We start from the raw sequence: 16,107 nt of genomic DNA, 5'->3' as shown, positions 1-16,107 counted from the left end.
CCATGGAATTGTATCAATTCAGGAAATAGCACTTCCACTAACCTGCCCGTGCCTCGCTCACACCTACGTTCGAGATCAGGAGAAAGGGTAGACAGACTCATGCAGAAATCGCGCACGCGAGAGGACGCAGGCACACACGAACACCGAGAGACGAGCTGGTCGAGATGCTCGAAGGGCGCCCTCTGCGCCGCCCTGCCGGCGCTCGCGGTCATCCACGCCTGCGGCGCAAATGACGAGTACATCGAGGAGGTCCTGGAGACGCGGCAAGCGCTGACCACGGTCTCCTTCCAGCAGGGGTCGCTCCCGAGCTCGTCGTACGCCGGCTCGACCGACGCGACCCTCCGGCAGGCCGCCGCCACGACGAACTACGGCGGAGCCACCACGTGCGAGGCCGACGGCGACGACGGCTCGGGCGTGGACAAGTCTTGCCTGCTGAAATGGACCCTCTCCGGCATCCCCGCGGGGAGCATCGTCCAGTCGGCCTCGATCACCCTCCAGGTCACGGACGGCTCCGCGAACACGTACAGCGTCTACGAGGTGAAGCGCTCGTGGAACGAGTCTCAGGTCACCTGGAACAACGCGACCTCCACGACGGCGTGGGCCACAGCGGGCGCGATGGGCTCGACCGATCGCGGCAGCGTCGTGGGCAGCGTCACCGGCAGCACCGGCGCCAGGACGATCACGCTGAACGCGGCCGGCGTGGCGCTCGTCCAGGCGTGGGTCGACGGGACCTCCAACAACGGCCTCGTCATCGCGAGCTCGTCGAACACGGATGGCATCGACTTCGCGTCCTCGGAGCACGCCACCGTGGCGCAGCGGCCCAAGCTCACGATCACCTATGGCCCACCCGGCGGCGGCGCGGGCACGCCGACCGATCCCGATCTCCTGATCGCGTTCATCGGCGACCAGGGCGCGAACGGCAACTCGGACGCGGTGCTCAACCTGATCAAGAACGAGGGCGCCGCGGCCACCATCCACAACGGCGACTTCGACTATGCGAACGACCCGGCCGCGTGGGACAACCGGATCAACAGCATCCTCGGCGCGAACTATCCCTACTTCGCGGTCATCGGGAACCACGACGCCGCGGCCTGGGGCGGCACGAGCGGCTACGCCAGCAAGATCCAGGCGCGCCACACGGCCGTGCCGTCGATGAACTGTACCGGCGAGCTCGGCGTCAAGTCGACGTGCAACTTCCGCGGGCTGCACATCATCCAGTCCTGCGTCGGGACGAGCGAGCTCCGCTCGACCTGCGCCGCCAACGCGGCCGACCAGGTGGACTTCATCCGCGACTCGCTCGCCGCCGACAACTCGATCTGGTCCATCTGCAACTGGCACAAGAACCAGAACGACATGCAGGTCGGCACCAAGGGCAACGAGGTCGGCTGGAGCGCGTACCAGGAGTGCATGAACGCCGGCGCGATCGTCTCGACCGGCCACGAGCACTCCTACTCGCGCACGCTGACGCTGACCGACGTCGGCAACGCCGCGACCGGCCACGGCAAGACCGGCGCCTACGACCTCGTGGAGCTCGGCCCGAGCCGCAACTTCGTGTTCGTCTCCGGCCTCGCCGGCGTCGGCATCCGCGACTACGACGCGGCCAGCCACGACGACGACACGTGGTGGGCCTCCTACTACGCCAGCAACAAGTGGAAGAAGAACAACGTGGTCATGTCGGGCACCGCCGACTATGGCGCCCTGTTCATCCGCTTCCACGTCGGCGGGGATCCGAAGCGCGCGACGGCATACTTCAAGGACGTGAACGGCCGCCTCGCGGACGAGTTCACGATCCAGGTCCAGTAAACCCGGGCGGGCCCCGGCGAACCTGCGGGATCCGTGGGCTCCGCCGGGGAACGGCCTGTTACTCGCAGCCGGGCGGGGCGGACAGCCCGATCAGCGAGAAGAACGTGCCAAACGTGTTGTCCTCGAAGCAGCTGTCGTGCGTGTCCGGCACGGTGAGCAGCGTCAGGTCGCTCGGATCGTTCGATTCATCCCGGACGGGTCGATGGAAGCGTGTCCGCGGAGCGCCTGGGACAAACGCCGACGCGAGGATGCGAGACGAAGGCAGCAGCTATCTGGACGGTGAACGCTGGCGATCAGCAATTCACCCCGAGGCTCTTGCACCGTTCATTCTCCAGCATCAACATGCCGCCGAGTCGGCTCGCGGGCAGACCCCATGAACGACTGACGGCGCTGTCCGCGTCTAGCACATGTCGACAAGCCCCCTCGCCCTGTGAGAGAGGGGAGCGCGAGCGGATCTGGGGCACCCTCTCATGCGTCTGCGGGCGAAGCATTATCGGACGGGCCAGCCTCTCGATCTCGTCTGCGAGCGAGGCGCGATTCAGCTCGTCGAGTCCGCCGGCGCCGGCACCGCCGATCACGAGGCGGATTGGGTCGCGCCCGCCTTCTGCGATGTGCAGATCAACGGGTCCGGGGGGATCAGCTTCAACTCCCTCCAGCTGACGCAAGCGCAGGTCCGCCACGTCGTGGACACGTGCCAGCGACGCGGCATCGCCCAGCTCTGTCCCACGCTCGTGACCGGTTCGCTCGACGCCCTGATGCACGGGTGCCGCACCCTTCGCGCCGCCTGCGACGAGGATCGGGAATTGAGCCGGGCCATCGTTGGGATTCATCTCGAAGGCCCCTACATCTCGCCGGACGACGGGCCGCGCGGAGCGCATCCGAGGCAACATGTCCGCCCACCCTGCTGGGAGGAGTTTCAACGCGTCCAGGACGAGGCCGCCCGCGGCATGATCAAGATGGTGACGCTGGCGCCGGAGACGCCAGGGGCGCTGCCGTTCATCGAAAAGCTAGTGAAGGCGGGCGTGCTCGTCGCGCTCGGTCACACCGCTGCGTCGGCCAGCTGCATTCGCGACGCGATCCGCGCCGGCGCATGCATGAGCACGCACCTGGGCAACGGCTCCCATGCGATGTTGCCCCGGCACGACAACTACCTGTGGGAGCAGCTGGCGGCGGATGAGCTCTGGGCCAGCATCATCGCCGATGGGCATCACCTACCCGTCCCCGTGATGCGCTGCATCCTCCGCGCCAAGACGCCGGCCCGGTTGATCGTGACGTGCGACGCGAACCCCCTGGCCGGCCTGCCGCCGGGGAAGTATCGCGAATGGGATCAGGAGTTCGAGATCCTCCCGGCGGGCAAGATCGTCGTGCCCGGCACCAGCTTCCTCGCTGGCTCGTGGGCGTTCACGGACCTGTGCGTACGCAACCTGCTCAACCTGGGCGAGACGTCGTTGCCGGACACGATCGACATGGCGTCCAATCGACCGCGCGCCTTGCTTGGGCTGCCCCTGCGCCGGATCGAGGTGGGCGAGCCGGCGGAGTTGATTCTGTTCGACTGGTCGCCGGGGCAGGAGTTGCGTTTACGGGCGATCGTGATGGGCGATAATGCACGAGGGCCCTGCACGGCGTTATCTACCTAGGGAGTATCCTGGCGCGGCGGAATGACGTCGAAGCGCCTGGTTCCCGGCTTCCCCAGGAGAACCTGATCGGCAAAGTCGAAGATGGCATTCCAGTCTTCCTCGGTGGCGCCGTGCCCGCCGGGCCGGAAGTTCAGCCCCACATGCTCGGGGACGCCGAGGAAGTCGTACACCGGTTGAGCACCGAGGTACGACTGCACGGCCGCGTAGGCCCTTCCGTACTGATCTTTGAGCGAGTTGCACATGATGAAGAGCCGCGGCGCGGTGAGGGCGGGCAACCAGTGCTGGTCCGAGGGGAGGCGCTCCGTCCGGTTCCTGAACTCCGGAAGCAGCGGCCCGAACCAGTAGGTGTTCTGATCGACGATCTCGGTGATACCCTGCCCGAGCCCCTCGCCCATCTCGGCGCCTGAGAACCGAAAGGCCATGCCCCCTGCCACCGGGGCCGTGAGCGCGATGCGCTCGTCGAAGGCGCCCGCGAGCAGGACCGCCTGGCCCAGGCGCGACGTCCCCGTGATCATGATCTTGTCCCGATCGACGGCTGGATCGGTCATCAGATAGTCGACAGCGCGGGAGATGCCCCAGGCCCACGCAGAGATGTCCCTCCAGTCGTGGTCCGGATACGACGGAAAGAACGCGGTCGACGCGTAGTCGCGAGAGTCCGCGCCGAGCTCCTGGTAGCCGATCGTGGCCACGGCGTAGCCTCGCTTGAGCGCGCCGGCCGCTCCCCCCAGGCTGGTTTCGCCGGAGCTGAAGGAGAGAGAGATCAAGATGGGACGCGCCTGGGCCTCACCCTCCGGAGTCGCGCCGGCCTCCGGGAAGAAGAGGCCCAGGTCGAAGCCGAGCTCCCCTCCTGGCCCGAAGCTCAGGTGAAGCTTGCGGTAGGTGGCATCCACGCCCGAGGCCGTGATCTCCTTGGGCTCCGAGAGCGGCACGGCCGTCACGTTGCCCGGCGGCGGCGGCATGTGCCCGTAGGTGTAGTCCTCCAGGATCTGGATCATCTCCTTGCGGCGAGCCCGCCACTGCTCCGCCGTGGTGACCTTGGTCCCATCGACCATCGTGAGCGGATCGGGCATCTCGGGGATGACGGGGAGCTCGTCGACCGGGATCGGGGGGGAGTCGTCGACCGAGGAGCCCCCGCCGCTCGGGTAGGGATCGCTCGGAGCGCCCAGCCAGCAGCACCGCTCGCTCGGGACACCGCAGCTGCCCTCCACCTCCAGAGCGCCCAGTGCCGGGCAGTCGTCGTGACAGGTGAAGGTGCAAGGCGCGGTGGCCGAACCGCCGCTCCCGCTCCCGCTCCCGCTGCCGCTGCCGCTGCCGCCCACGCCCGTCGACGTCGTGCCCCCGCTCGAGCTCGAAGGCGAGGTGCCACCCGCCCCGCCGCCTCCAGCTCCACCGGTGAGGGGCGGCGCATCGGTATCTGCCGCAGGGTCTCGCTCGCTGCAGCCCATGAGCGCCCCGCACAGCGCGCCGATGCACAGACTCGTGAAGCGGATGGTCCGACGCTCGATCATGAATGTCGCTCCAGGGGGAAGTCAGGGCATCGGGATGACGAAGGTGGTGACGGAAAAGGCCGGGACCGTGACCACCAGGCGATAGCCTTCGATCGCCATGTCGGGGAGCTGCTCGAGGTCCTCCGTGCGCGAGGTGCGGTGCACTTCCGCGGCGGGACCGACCGTGGGGAGCCGGGTGAGGTCGAACGTGTAGCCGCGGCTCGCGTTGCGATCGCCGTTGCGGACCACGAGCGAGAGAGAGCTCCCGTCGGCGCTGATCGCAGCCACCATGTCCGCGCTATCGACGTCGACGAAGCGCGCGCCGGGCCGGATGTAACGGCTGAAGCCGGCGTGCATGTAAAAGCGCTTGAGGGGAGCGTAGGCCTGCTGGCTGTCGTTCAGCGTGAAGCTCGCCCAGCTGCGCGACGGATCGCCCGACTGCCAGTCGACCCAGGCCTCCGGCTTCAGCTCGCGCAGATCCTTGATGATCCGCTCCGCCATGAACAGCGCCGCGTCCGTGTCGTCGCTGATGCTCTGCCCGAGCGGCCCTGATTCCGATTGCCACAGCCGCTTGCCGAGCCTGGTCGCGAGCTGCCGGAGCTGGGTGCGCTGGCTGCCGGCGTAGGAGTGGACGTTGATCTGCTGGAAAGCGGCGAGCGTCCCCGCGCCGAAGGCGCCGATGTTCCGGACGGCATCATCCATGCTGTTCTCGTCCGACGCGCTGACCACCGTCTCGCCGAGGCCCTTGCTGGTCAGCTGTTTGGCCACCTCCTGGATGATCTTCTCCTGGCTCGCCCGGTCGAAGTGGCAGCCTTCCTGGGAGCCGTTCGATTTCCACCAATCGGCGAAAGGCTCGTTCAGCGGCTCCAGCGTGCGAAAGGTGATCCCGTACTTGTCCTTGTAGTGACGGACGACCTCCGTGAGGTAGTGGGCGAAGTCGTCGTAATGGTCCGCTTTGAGGTTGTCTTTGCCGTTGCTGCTGCCCGAGGCGCAGCCGCTGTTCGTCATCCAGTAGGGGGGAGAGTTGGAGAACGCCTCGAAGATCAGATCTGCCCCGCGCTCCGCGATGCGCAAGAGGATGGCGCGCTGCCTGGCGTCGTTCTCCCACGTGAAGGTCCCATCGGCGCTCTGGAACCCGGGCATCTCGCGATGCTCCTTCATGTGCTCGTGGGACGGGTTCTCCCCGCCGCCGATGTTGTAGCGGAAGACGTTGTAGCCGAGGCCATTCACCGGATCGACGACCGCTTCGACCACGGCGTTGCGCTTGGCTTCCTGCCATCCGCCCACGTGATCGGCCCACCAGCACAAGCTCGTGCCCCAGCCCTCGAAGGATTGGTGCACCACGCTCGCGTCGACCGTGACGAGCTCCGTGCCCGGAGCGGCGGTCACCGTGGGGCGTGGCTCGCTCGGTGAGCCCCCGCTCCCGCCCGACGCGCCGCTGGTCGAAGCCGCGCTCACCGCCCCTGCCCCGCCGGAGCCCGCCAGCGCCCCGCCAGATCCCGCCAGCGCGCCGCTGCTCGAGCCCGCCGCTCCTCCTGCTCCGGTCGAAGACGCGCCGCCGCTTCCACCGTTCGAGCCGGCCTCGTCCGAGGGAGCCGCCGAGTCACGGCCGCAGCCCGACACGAGGACCACGGCGAGCGCAAGGATGGACGAGGTTCTCGACGTCCTGGTCATCATGGGCCATCCCGAGCTCCGGCGCCTCCCGGTCGCTCCACGGTGAGAGGTCTCAACAGCTCTCTCAGGCGGTCGATGACCTGTCCGGCCGGACAAGGCACCGAACAGGCAGCGCCTTCCCAAGAACGGCAACATTAGAGCATGACGGCGCGGAGCGTGGAAGATGGGACCCGAGCCGATCCCACATTCCCGCCCTCATGTAGTTCTCCTCCGCTATTTCACATGGATCGGCGCGTCAGGGATCCTGGGTGACGGGGGAGGGGCTCGCTTCGGCAGCTGCTCGCAGACCCAGCGTACCGAGGCCGGTTGTGCGACCTCGTCCGCGGCTCGGCCGCGTCGAGCCTGAGGGCTGTCCCTGGACTGGCAGCTAGAACGCCCCTACGGGGCGTTGTCGCCACCGAGCCCTGGTGCTAGCCATGATGACGCGGTCAGGCGCCGGGAATTGACTCGTCTAGCCAAGGAGGAGCTGTGCGTTTAACTTCGTTAAAACTTTTTACTTTGTTCTTGGGGTTCGTTGCCGTGGGCTGCTCCGGGTCGGATGATTCATCTTCGGATACCGGGGCGGGTGGCAGTTCGGCTGGGACGGGCGGCGTGACCTCGGGCAGCACCGGGAACACCGGTAGCACCGGTAGCACCGGCAGCACGGGGGGCCCGGGCGGGTCGACAACGAGCGGGACGACTGGCAGCACCACCACGAGCAGCTCGGCCACGAGCGGGACCGGGGGCTCGGACGGGTCCGGGGGCGGGGGCAGCACGACAACGAGCAGCTCGACGACGAGCACCACGACGACGAGCAGCTCGACAACGAGCACCACGACCTCGAGCACCACGTCCACGACCGGGACCGGCACACCTACCCGGTGCACGGAAGCCGACCTGGAGGTCTGCAGCGACAAGACAGGCACCCATTGCGGGCTCACCTTTGAATACTGGAAGGACCGAGGAAACGGGTGCCTGGTCAACACGGCTGACGGCTTCAGGGTAGACTGGAACAACATCAACAACCTGCTGGGCCGTAAAGGCGTGAGGCCGGGCGGGAAGGACAATATCGTCACCTACGAGGCCGACTACCAGCCGAACGGCAATTCCTACCTGGGTGTCTATGGGTGGACGAAGAACCCGCTCATCGAGTATTATATCGTCGATAGCTGGGGCAACTGGCGTCCGCCGGGCGGAGAAGGGCACGTGGGCACCGTCACCAGCGACGGAGGTACCTACGACATCTACAAGACCCAGCGAGTCAACCAGCCCTCCATCGAGGGCAACAAGACCTTCTATCAGTTCTGGAGCGTTCGCACGCAGAAGCGCACGAGCGGAACCATCACTGTCGCCAACCACTTCGACGCGTGGGCGAAACAGGGGCTGACCCTGGGGAGCTTCTATGAGGTTTCGCTGGTCGTGGAAGGGTATCAAAGCAGCGGTAAGGCTGATGTGAAGGTCTCGATCGAGTAAGCGCTGGGCCTTGAGCATCGTCTCGGCCAGCAGCCGTTCCTGAACGGAGCAACGACGGGCACCTGAAGCATCCCTGCGCGCCCCCGAGCGCCGGCCCGCTCGGACGGCGCTCGAAGGACGGCGCTCGAAGGTGGACCGCCCGTCGGGTACGCTGCGGGCCGGATGAAACAGCACGCGCCGCGCTCCCCTGACGCCCCGGCCCCCGGGGCCCACGCGAACGCGCCCTCGCTGCCGTCGCCTTCCAGCGCCACGACGCAGGTCCACAAGACGCGCGTCCCGGAGGCCTTCGGAGAGGCACCCACGATCATGTACATGCCGGGCGACGAGCCCGATCGCGCGTCGGGCCCCACCCCGTCCGCCGCAGCCGGACAGGCCCGGCCCTCCGCGGCCGGCGGCGCCGCGGCGCCCGGCGACCGAGATCGCGGCGCGATCGACGAGACCACCCTGCACATGCCGCCCAGGGCCGGCGCCCAGGCCGGGGACGAGGCCACCCTGCGCATGCCCTCCAGGACCGGCGCCCAGGCCGGGGACGAGGCCACCCTGCGCATGCCGCCGAGGGCCAGCGCCCCGGGCGGGGAGCACGACGACCGCACGCTCAAGATGCCCGAGCGGCCAGCGCGCGGCACGGCGGCGGACGAGGACAACGCGCCGACCGTCAAGGCCGAGCCCAAGGCGTCCTACGCCGACCTGAACGCCGACGACGAGGACAAGCCCGGGGACCTCAGGTCGTCCGCCCGCGCCTTCCTCAAGCGCCATCACAAGAAGCTCTGGTGGCTGCACACCGCGTATGCGCTCAGCCTCGGCGCGTTCGTGGTGACCTTCGCGCAGAAGGGGTTCCAGCACGCGCGCTTCCTCGCGGTCACGGTCAGCGTCGCCTGGCTGCTCGTGCTCCTCTTCTTCCGGCTCTTCGGCACCGGCGCCCGCCAGGACTTCGCGACGGCGTGGCGCGGCGCCCGGCTGCGCTTCCTCGTGATGACCTATGTCCTGAAGAACCTCTATCAGGGCATGCTCTTCTTCCTCCTCCCGTTCTACTGGAAGAGCGCCAGCCTGGACGCGCCGAACCGGTGGTTCGTCCTCCTCCTCGCCGCCTGCGCGGTGCTCTCGACGCTCGATCTCGTCTTCGACCGCGTGCTCATGCGCTGGAAGACCCTCGCCTCGGTGTTCTACGGGGTGACGCTGTTCGCGTGCCTGAACCTCGTCATCCCCGCGCTCCTCCCCGACACCCGGACGCTGTACACGCTGCTCTCCGCCGCCCTCGTGTCCGTGCTCGGCTTCTGCACGCTGCACCTGCCGTTCGGGGCCCTCTGGAGCCGGATGGGCGTCGTGTTCCTCGCCGTCGCGATGGCCGCCGGGGTCGGGCTCGCCTACGGGACGCGCGAGCTCATCCCTCCCGTGCCGATGCACCTGTCCTCCGCGGCCGTGGGCCCCTCGGTGCTGCCGGACGGACGGCTCGCCATGTCCGTGAAATCGCTTCATTTTTCTGTGATCCGCGAGCTCCGCGCGGTGACCGACGTCGTGGTGCCGGGCGGCGACGGCGATCGCCTCCTCCACGTCTGGCGGCGCGAGGGGCGCGAGGTCCTCCGCGCGCCGGAGGAAACGCTGCGGGTGCCGGGCCCGGAGGGCGCCGTGCGGCTCAAGTCGCAGCTCGTGGGCGGGAGCCTGCCGCGCCGCCTGGCAGGGCACTGGACGGTGGATGTCGAGACCGAGGACGGCCAGCTCGTCGGCCGCACCTCGTTCGAGGTGACGGAATGAGCTGGCCGCTCCGGGGCGAAGGTGGGGCGAGCGCCGCAGAGCGCGCGCGCTGGGTCGACGCCGGCAACATCGCGAACGGGTTCCTCGTGTTCGGCAACGTCGTCACGGGCTTCATCGCGATCGGCAACGTCGCGCGCGGCTTCATCGCGATCGGCAACGTCGCCGTCGGCGTCGTCGCGATCGGCAACGTCGCCGTCGGCGTCGTCGGCGGGTTCGGCGCGACGATCGCCGTGGGCGCGTTTGCCGCCGCGGGCGTGCTCGCCCTGCCGGTGCTCGACGGGGTGGCGGGCGTGACAAGCCTGCTCGCTCTGAATCCATTCCTGTCGGTGCTCCCGATCGCCCTCTGGCTCTTCGCCGCGCGCGTCCTCCCGGGGGAGCGCGCGCCCCGGCTGGGCCCCGATCCCGAGCTCGCGTCGCTCTCGTCGGTGCTCCGCGGCGAGCGCTCCGAGGGCTGGGTCCGCGGGCGGGTCGAGCGCGCGGGCGACGGCGCGCTCCGCCTCACGCAGCGAGGGCGGGCCGTCGAGCTGCCCGCGACCCCGGAGGCGCTGCGCGCGGGCGCGGCGCTGCTCCCGGAGGGGCGCAGCGCGCGGCTCTTCGCCCTCGTGCGGGCGGAGGAGCAGGTCCGCGGCGGCGAGGGCGGCTATCGCGCGGCGCAGGAGCGAGAGCGGGTCCTCACCGTCGCCGATCTGCTGGCGCCACCGGCGTGGGTGCCGCCATGGATCAACGGCGCCGAGGTGCAGTGGTGGCTCGCGCGCGCGTGGAACGTCGGGGCGGTCGTGGCGCTCATGCTGCGGGCGGCGCAGCTCATCGCGGGCGCGCTGGGATAAGCGCCCGCGACTCGCCTGCTCCGTTACTCCGTTACTCCGTTACTCCGTTACTCCGTTACTCCGTTACTCCGCTAGTCCGTTACTCCGTCCCTCCGTTGCTCCGCTCCTCCGCCGCCTTCCGCTCGCTCTCGGGCACCAAGGCGGCGTCGCTCCCCTCGATCTCCGGAGGCAGCGGCAGCCGGACGCAGAACGTCGTGCCCTGGCCTGGCTCGCTCTCGACCAGGATCTCTCCGCCGTGCGCCCACACGATCAACCTGCAGACGTAGAGCCCAACGCCGAGCCCGCTGTGCGCCTCCGGTGTCCACCGGAACGGCTCGAAGAGCCTGTCCCGCTGCTCCGGCGTGATGCCGACGCCGCGATCGTGCACGGAGATCACCGCGAAGCCAGCCTGCCGGACGACCGACAGCGTGATCGGCTGTCCAGCCCCGTGCCGCGACGCGTTCGACAGCAGGTTCGTGATGACCTGCTCGACGCGCGCGTCGTCCCAGTAGCCAAACACGGATCGGTCGAGCTGGAGCTCCAGGGAACACCCGTCGGCCTCGAGCTGCTCTGTCACCTGCCGGGCGGTCCTGCGCACGATCTCGTTGAGCTCTGTCCTCTGCAGGTTCAGCGCCGGCGGGCCGGCCGCGAAGCTCGCGACGACGAACATGTTGTTGATGACCTGCGTGATCCGGGCGAGCTCTCGCGAGGACACCTTCAAGAAGCGGCTGATGTCCTTCGTGCCCAGCGTCACCATGAGGGGCTGGGATCGCGATCGCAGCATGTGCTCGTACAGGAGCCGCAGGCTCGTCAGCGGCGTGCGCAGCTCGTGCGAGGCGAACCGCAGGAACTCCTCGCGGATGCGGATGGCGTCTTTCAGCTCCGTCTCCGCGCACTCCAGGCGATGGACGCGATCCTCGAGCTCCCTGCGCAGCTCCTTCTCGCGTCGCACGGCGGTGGCCAGGTCCTTCGCGCGCCGCTGCAGCAGGATCGTCAGGACGAGCGTGGCGAGCATCATCACGCCGCAGGCCATGAGGACCACACGGCGCGTCACGACATACACGCCATAGGCATTGTCTTTGTCGATCTCGGTCGCGAGACCGAGGTCGAGCTCCTGATCCCACAGCCACGAACCGACGACCGGGACGCCGCGATAATCGCGGTATCCCTCGACATCGACCCCGGCGATCCCCGCGACGGCGCTGGTCGCCATGCGCGTGAGCGGCTGCTCCGCACGGGGCAAGAGGCGCCCGGCGCCGTCCTGCGCCTCGCCTCCGGGATCGCGTATCTCCACGTTGAGGCTCGTGCGCTCGCCGGCCGCCAGGATGCCCATGTCGCGGAGGTTCTGGGCGAACCTGAGCTCCGTGACGACACGACCGTGCCTGTCGAACGCGTAGGTCTCCCCTGCCGCGCCGACCTGTCCGCGATGGGCGATCTGCGTCAGCTCCTTCCCAGGATCGATGCGGAAGGCGAGCGCCGCGATGACCTCCCCTTCCCCGGCGACGGAGCGCACCGGCGCCGCGACGACGAGGACGGGGGTGACCCTGCCGAGGACGGGAGACCGCATGACGAAAGGAGTCCCCATGACGGTCGAGCCGCGCAGGGCCGCGGCGATGGTGTCCGGATCGTAGGCGCTCAGCGTCTTGGTGCCGAGGAGCTCATCGCGATCCGAGGCGATATGGGTGCCATCCAGCGCGATGACGTCGAAGCCGAGGCACTGTTCCCGCTCAACGACGTTCTCCAGCTCCAGCCGCAGATCCTGGAGGTACGGGCTATCGCGGAGCGAGCCGTCGCTGCGGCGCACCTCGACCTGGGCGGCGACCGCGCGCCGTATCCTCGGCTCGTTCGCCCAGAACCCCGCGGCGCCCTTCGCCTGCCGCGCCCACGTCAAGAGCCCTTCGCGGGTCGTCGAGAGCACGGCCTGCAGGGTCGCCGCGATGTTCCTGCGATGGACGTCCTGGATCTCGTGGAGGCTCAGGAGCAAGACGACGCCGATCGGCAGCAGCGCCGCCAGAGGCATCCAGTCGAGCCATTCCTTCCTTCGCCGTTCGTTTCCCATGCATGACGCAGGCGAGACGCGGGGGACAGCCCCTCACAAACCACGCCACCACCGCGTGTGAGCGCGCTTCACGCTCGCCCGCTCGGCCTGGGCCTGCCTCGATCCCCCCGCGCCGAGACGAGCCGGCGCCTCGCCTCGGTCAAGGCACAGGCGGGCCCGAGGGCGCGGGGCTCCCCTCCACGATCGAAGGGCTCCCGCTGTACACCACCGCGTCGAGCAGCCGCTCCTCCCGCACCATCGCGAGCGCCGGCGCGTCCCGGCGCACCGAGATGCTGCCGCCAGGATCCGCGAACCCGCACGCCTCCGCCCCCCGCAGCGCGCCGATCTCCCAGAGCGCCTCGGCAGGCGTCGCTCCGCCCTCGCCCCGCAGCGTCACGCGCCGGCCCGTCCGCAGCCGCTCGCCCAGCTCGACGGCGCGCATGTCCTCGAACGGATCGGTGATCACGTGGCTGTCGATCCCGACGCACAGCCGCGCGCCCGCCGCGCGCAGCGCGCCCACGTCGGGCAATCCGTCGCCGAGGTCGCGCTCGGTCGTCGGGCACAGGCACGCGAACGCCCTCGCGGCGCCGAGCAGCGCCGGCTCGTGCGGCGCGAGGTGCGTCGCGTGCACCGCCACGAAGCGCTCGCTAAGGACCCCGCGCTCGGCCAGGAGCTCCACCGGCCGCCGTCCCGTCTCGGCGAGGCACGCCTCGATCTCGGCCGGCTGCTCGGCCACGTGCATGTGCACCATGAGCCCGCGCTCCGCGGCGTACCGCGCGATCTCGCCGAGCCACGCCGGGGGCACGGCACGCACGCTGTGGGGCGCCACGCCGACGCGCACGTCCTCGCAGCCCGCGTAGCGCGCCCGGAGCGCCTCGACGTCCGCGAGCGCCGCGTCGAGCGAGGCGTCCGAGAACCGCAGCTGCGCCCCCTCGGGCGCCCTGCCCGCGCCGGCGCGCGCGTAGACGACCCGGAGGAGCGCGATCCGGAGGCCCTCCTCGCGCGCGGCCTCGATCACCGCATCCGCGAGGACCGTGCGATCCGCGTAGGGCGCGCCGCCCGGCTGGTGGTGCACGTAATGAAACTCGCCCACCGTGCGCACGCCCGCGGCGCGGAGCTCGCGATAAGCCACCTTCGAGATCGCATGAATGGACTCCGGCGTGAGCGACTCGGCGAGCGCGTACATGGCGCTGCGCCACGACCAGAAGTCGTCCGCCCCCGACGGCCCCGGCCGCTGCGCCTCACCGCGCATCCCGCGCTGGAAAGCATGGGAGTGGGCGCTCGCGAGCGCCGGCAGCTCGATGGCTCGCTCGGTCAGCCTCATGGCGCACGTCTATCACGTCCATCGCGCCGGGATGGCCGGGGAAAGGCGCGGCCGGCCGCGCTGCCGGCGCTGCGCCGCGAGCCAGAGCGGCCCTCCGCACTGGAGCAAGGAGCACACGGCCCGGGGCGCGCCGCGTCCGGCTCTGCTCACTCGTTGCCTGGCGTCGTGAAGAGCGGGAAGCAGCCGACGCCGAGCTTGCCGCAGGCCCCTTCGAGCAGGGTGTCGCCCCTGTCGGTTTGCTCGTAGAAAGCCATGGTGAGCGCGCTGCACTCGGGGAACACATCGCGCGTGTACGCTCGCATCTCGGCGGCGCAAGCGTCGATCTCCGCGATCGTGGCCGTGCACTGCGTCGGCTGGCCGCAGGGCTTTGCCTCGACCTCCACGAGGGCCTGCTCTAGCAGCTGCTCTGCCTGGCTCGGGTCGGCCATGCACCCCTCGACCAGCTCGGAGCACTTCGCCTGCAGCTCGGCGTCGCTTGTCCCGGCGTCGTCCCCGTACGCCGCGCCGAGCACGCCCTGCATGAGGCACACGTAGTCGACGGTCACCTCCTCGGCGCTGCAGCGGCGATACCCCTTGCACGCCTGCTCGACCTCCGCGGGCGAGAGCTCGCTGACGAGCGCCGACGTGTCGAGTCCAGAGCAGGACGCAGCCCCGGAGCCCCCGCCCCCCGCCGAACCCGCCGAACCCGTCGAGTCGCCGGGCGTCGCCCCGTCGTCGTCTCCCCCGCAGCCCAGCCCCGAGAGGCCGCAAGCCAAGCACACCCCCACCACACCAGCCCAGAACGTCGTTCGCATTCCTCTGCGCTCCCGATGAAAGGTCAAGAATCGGGCCCTGCCGCGGCAGAACCACCTTTCCTTACGCCGGGCGGCTGTGATTTCCCCCCCCCGATGAGGCCGTCACGATGCTGCTCGCCGCGCGCCTCGACGCCGGCCCTTTCGATCTTCCTCGGGCCCTCGTGGCCCGAGCGCGCCTCACCGCTTCGGCTCGACCTCGAGCTCGGGCAGCCCCGCGAGCTTCACCTCGACGTCCGCGGCCGGCGGCGCTTCACGGGCCTCCTCGCGGCGGGGGGCCATGACCGTCAGGGCGCGCGGGAGGCACTCCACCACGAGCGGCGTCGTCCCGGCCTCCTCGCCGTCGATGAGCACGTTCTGGGGCGGATCGGTGGTGATGCAGACCCGCCGGGCGGCGAGGAAACCGACGTTGTCGCGCTCGGCCGGCTCGCCGTCGATCGCGGTCCTCAGGAGGTGCAGTCCGGTCGCGACCGCCTCGACCAGCGTCGTGGCCGACACGATGGTGAGGTCAAGCCGCCCGTCGTCGGGGGACAGGACGGGCGGCCCCTGCGCCAGCACGGTGCGCGGAGGCGCCATGTTCGCGACGGTCACCGCGACCGCCCGGCAGTGGATCCGCTGGTCCTCTGTCTCGATCTCGACCGCGAATGGCTCGAGGCTCATCAGCTTCTTCAGCCCGGTGCGGATGTACGCGAGCACACCCCAGCGCTGCTTCTCGTCCTGCGGGGTCTCGCCGACCGTGTCGGCGTGCAGCCCGACCGCCGAGAGCAGGATCATCGTCTTCCCGTTGGCGCGGGCGGCGTCGATGCGCGTCGGCTCGCCGCGGACGAGCACCTCGATCGCCCCCTCCAGGTCGTCCGGGATTCCCAGCGAGTGCGCGATCGAGTTCGCCGTTCCCAGCGGCAGGACACCCAGGCACGCATCGGCCCCGAGGAGCGCGGACGCCACGCTGGAGATCGTCCCGTCGCCGCCCGCCGCGATCACCAGGGAAGCGCCATCGCGGCGCGCTGCCTTGGCGCAGGCGGCGGCAGAGCGGTCCGCGCTCGTCTCGTAGACGCTCAGCGCAAAATCGCGCTGGAGCCGGGCAGGCAACGACTCGACCGCATCGCCCGCATGGCCCGCAGCAGGGTTGACGATCAGCGCCGCTCTCCGCTCGGTCATGGCGGCATCGTAGAACGCCGAACCGGTTGAAACCCCAAGAAAAATCGGCGGGGTGGCCGCGCGCGGCGACCACGGGAGCGGCCATCGCCGCGCCCGTACGGCTGTGCCTGCGTGCGCCACGCGCGCGACAGCGACGCCCCGCCGCGCAGCCCTGAGACGCCGCTCGTCGCACGATGGCACGGCAG

The 16,107-nt window shown here is 69.7% G+C and carries 11 protein-coding genes; 5 read left to right on the top strand and 6 right to left on the bottom strand.

All coding sequences use genetic code 11. From position 1 onward, the window contains the following. Positions 1–99: 99 nt before the first annotated feature. A complete protein-coding gene (locus tag WME79_RS05035) occupies positions 100–1,803 on the top strand; it encodes a DNRLRE domain-containing protein (protein WP_437532622.1) in 1,704 nt (567 codons plus the stop codon). Between the two features lie 470 nt (positions 1,804–2,273). Beyond that, on the top strand, positions 2,274–3,440 hold the full coding sequence (locus WME79_RS05030) for an N-acetylglucosamine-6-phosphate deacetylase (protein WP_437532619.1): 1,167 nt from the start codon (positions 2,274–2,276) through the stop codon (positions 3,438–3,440). Here the strand turns inward: WME79_RS05030 and WME79_RS05025 are convergent. Both WME79_RS05025 and WME79_RS05020 read right to left on the bottom strand, forming a co-directional pair. Beyond that, complete coding sequence (locus WME79_RS05025) at positions 3,437–4,948, bottom strand: alpha/beta hydrolase family protein (protein WP_437532617.1); 1,512 nt, start codon at positions 4,946–4,948, stop codon at positions 3,437–3,439. The two genes, WME79_RS05030 and WME79_RS05025, sit on opposite strands and share 4 nt — an antisense overlap. A gap of 21 nt (positions 4,949–4,969) precedes the next feature. Next, the gene (locus tag WME79_RS05020) at positions 4,970–6,604 is read right to left on the bottom strand and encodes a glycoside hydrolase family 30 protein (protein WP_437532614.1); all 1,635 of its coding nucleotides are present in this window, start codon (positions 6,602–6,604) and stop codon (positions 4,970–4,972) included. Between the two features lie 588 nt (positions 6,605–7,192). Between WME79_RS05020 and WME79_RS05015 the strand changes: the two genes are divergently transcribed. From WME79_RS05015 to WME79_RS05005, 3 genes are all read left to right on the top strand, one after another. Then, positions 7,193–8,053, top strand: coding sequence for a glycoside hydrolase family 11 protein (locus WME79_RS05015; protein ID WP_437532611.1), 861 nt, complete (start codon positions 7,193–7,195; stop codon positions 8,051–8,053). Between the two features lie 162 nt (positions 8,054–8,215). Continuing rightward, a complete protein-coding gene (locus tag WME79_RS05010; RefSeq protein ID WP_437532608.1) occupies positions 8,216–9,805 on the top strand; it encodes a DUF5924 family protein in 1,590 nt (529 codons plus the stop codon). Next, the gene (locus WME79_RS05005) at positions 9,802–10,632 is read left to right on the top strand and encodes a hypothetical protein (RefSeq protein ID WP_437532605.1); all 831 of its coding nucleotides are present in this window, start codon (positions 9,802–9,804) and stop codon (positions 10,630–10,632) included. The genes WME79_RS05010 and WME79_RS05005 overlap by 4 nt, the downstream gene beginning before the upstream one ends. Positions 10,633–10,711: 79 nt before the next feature. Here WME79_RS05005 and WME79_RS05000 read toward each other — a convergent pair whose 3' ends face one another. From WME79_RS05000 to WME79_RS04985, 4 genes are all read right to left on the bottom strand, one after another. Next, a complete protein-coding gene (locus tag WME79_RS05000; protein WP_437532602.1) occupies positions 10,712–12,631 on the bottom strand; it encodes a sensor histidine kinase in 1,920 nt (639 codons plus the stop codon). A gap of 178 nt (positions 12,632–12,809) precedes the next feature. Next, complete coding sequence (locus WME79_RS04995) at positions 12,810–13,973, bottom strand: formimidoylglutamate deiminase (protein ID WP_437532599.1); 1,164 nt, start codon at positions 13,971–13,973, stop codon at positions 12,810–12,812. A 146-nt stretch (positions 13,974–14,119) separates the two neighbouring features. Next, positions 14,120–14,767 carry a hypothetical protein gene (locus WME79_RS04990; protein WP_437532596.1) on the bottom strand — a complete coding sequence of 216 codons (648 nt, stop codon included), beginning with the start codon at positions 14,765–14,767 and terminating at the stop codon, positions 14,120–14,122. Between the two features lie 177 nt (positions 14,768–14,944). Then, positions 14,945–16,042 carry a YegS/Rv2252/BmrU family lipid kinase gene (locus tag WME79_RS04985; protein WP_437532593.1) on the bottom strand — a complete coding sequence of 366 codons (1,098 nt, stop codon included), beginning with the start codon at positions 16,040–16,042 and terminating at the stop codon, positions 14,945–14,947. Positions 16,043–16,107 lie beyond the last annotated feature (65 nt).

It is taken from the genome of Sorangium sp. So ce726, assembly GCF_051521405.1.
Classification (GTDB): domain Bacteria; phylum Myxococcota_A; class Polyangia; order Polyangiales; family Polyangiaceae; genus Sorangium.
Note: the sequence above shows the minus strand (reverse complement) of the source record. Positions and strands in the feature narration are given on the sequence as shown.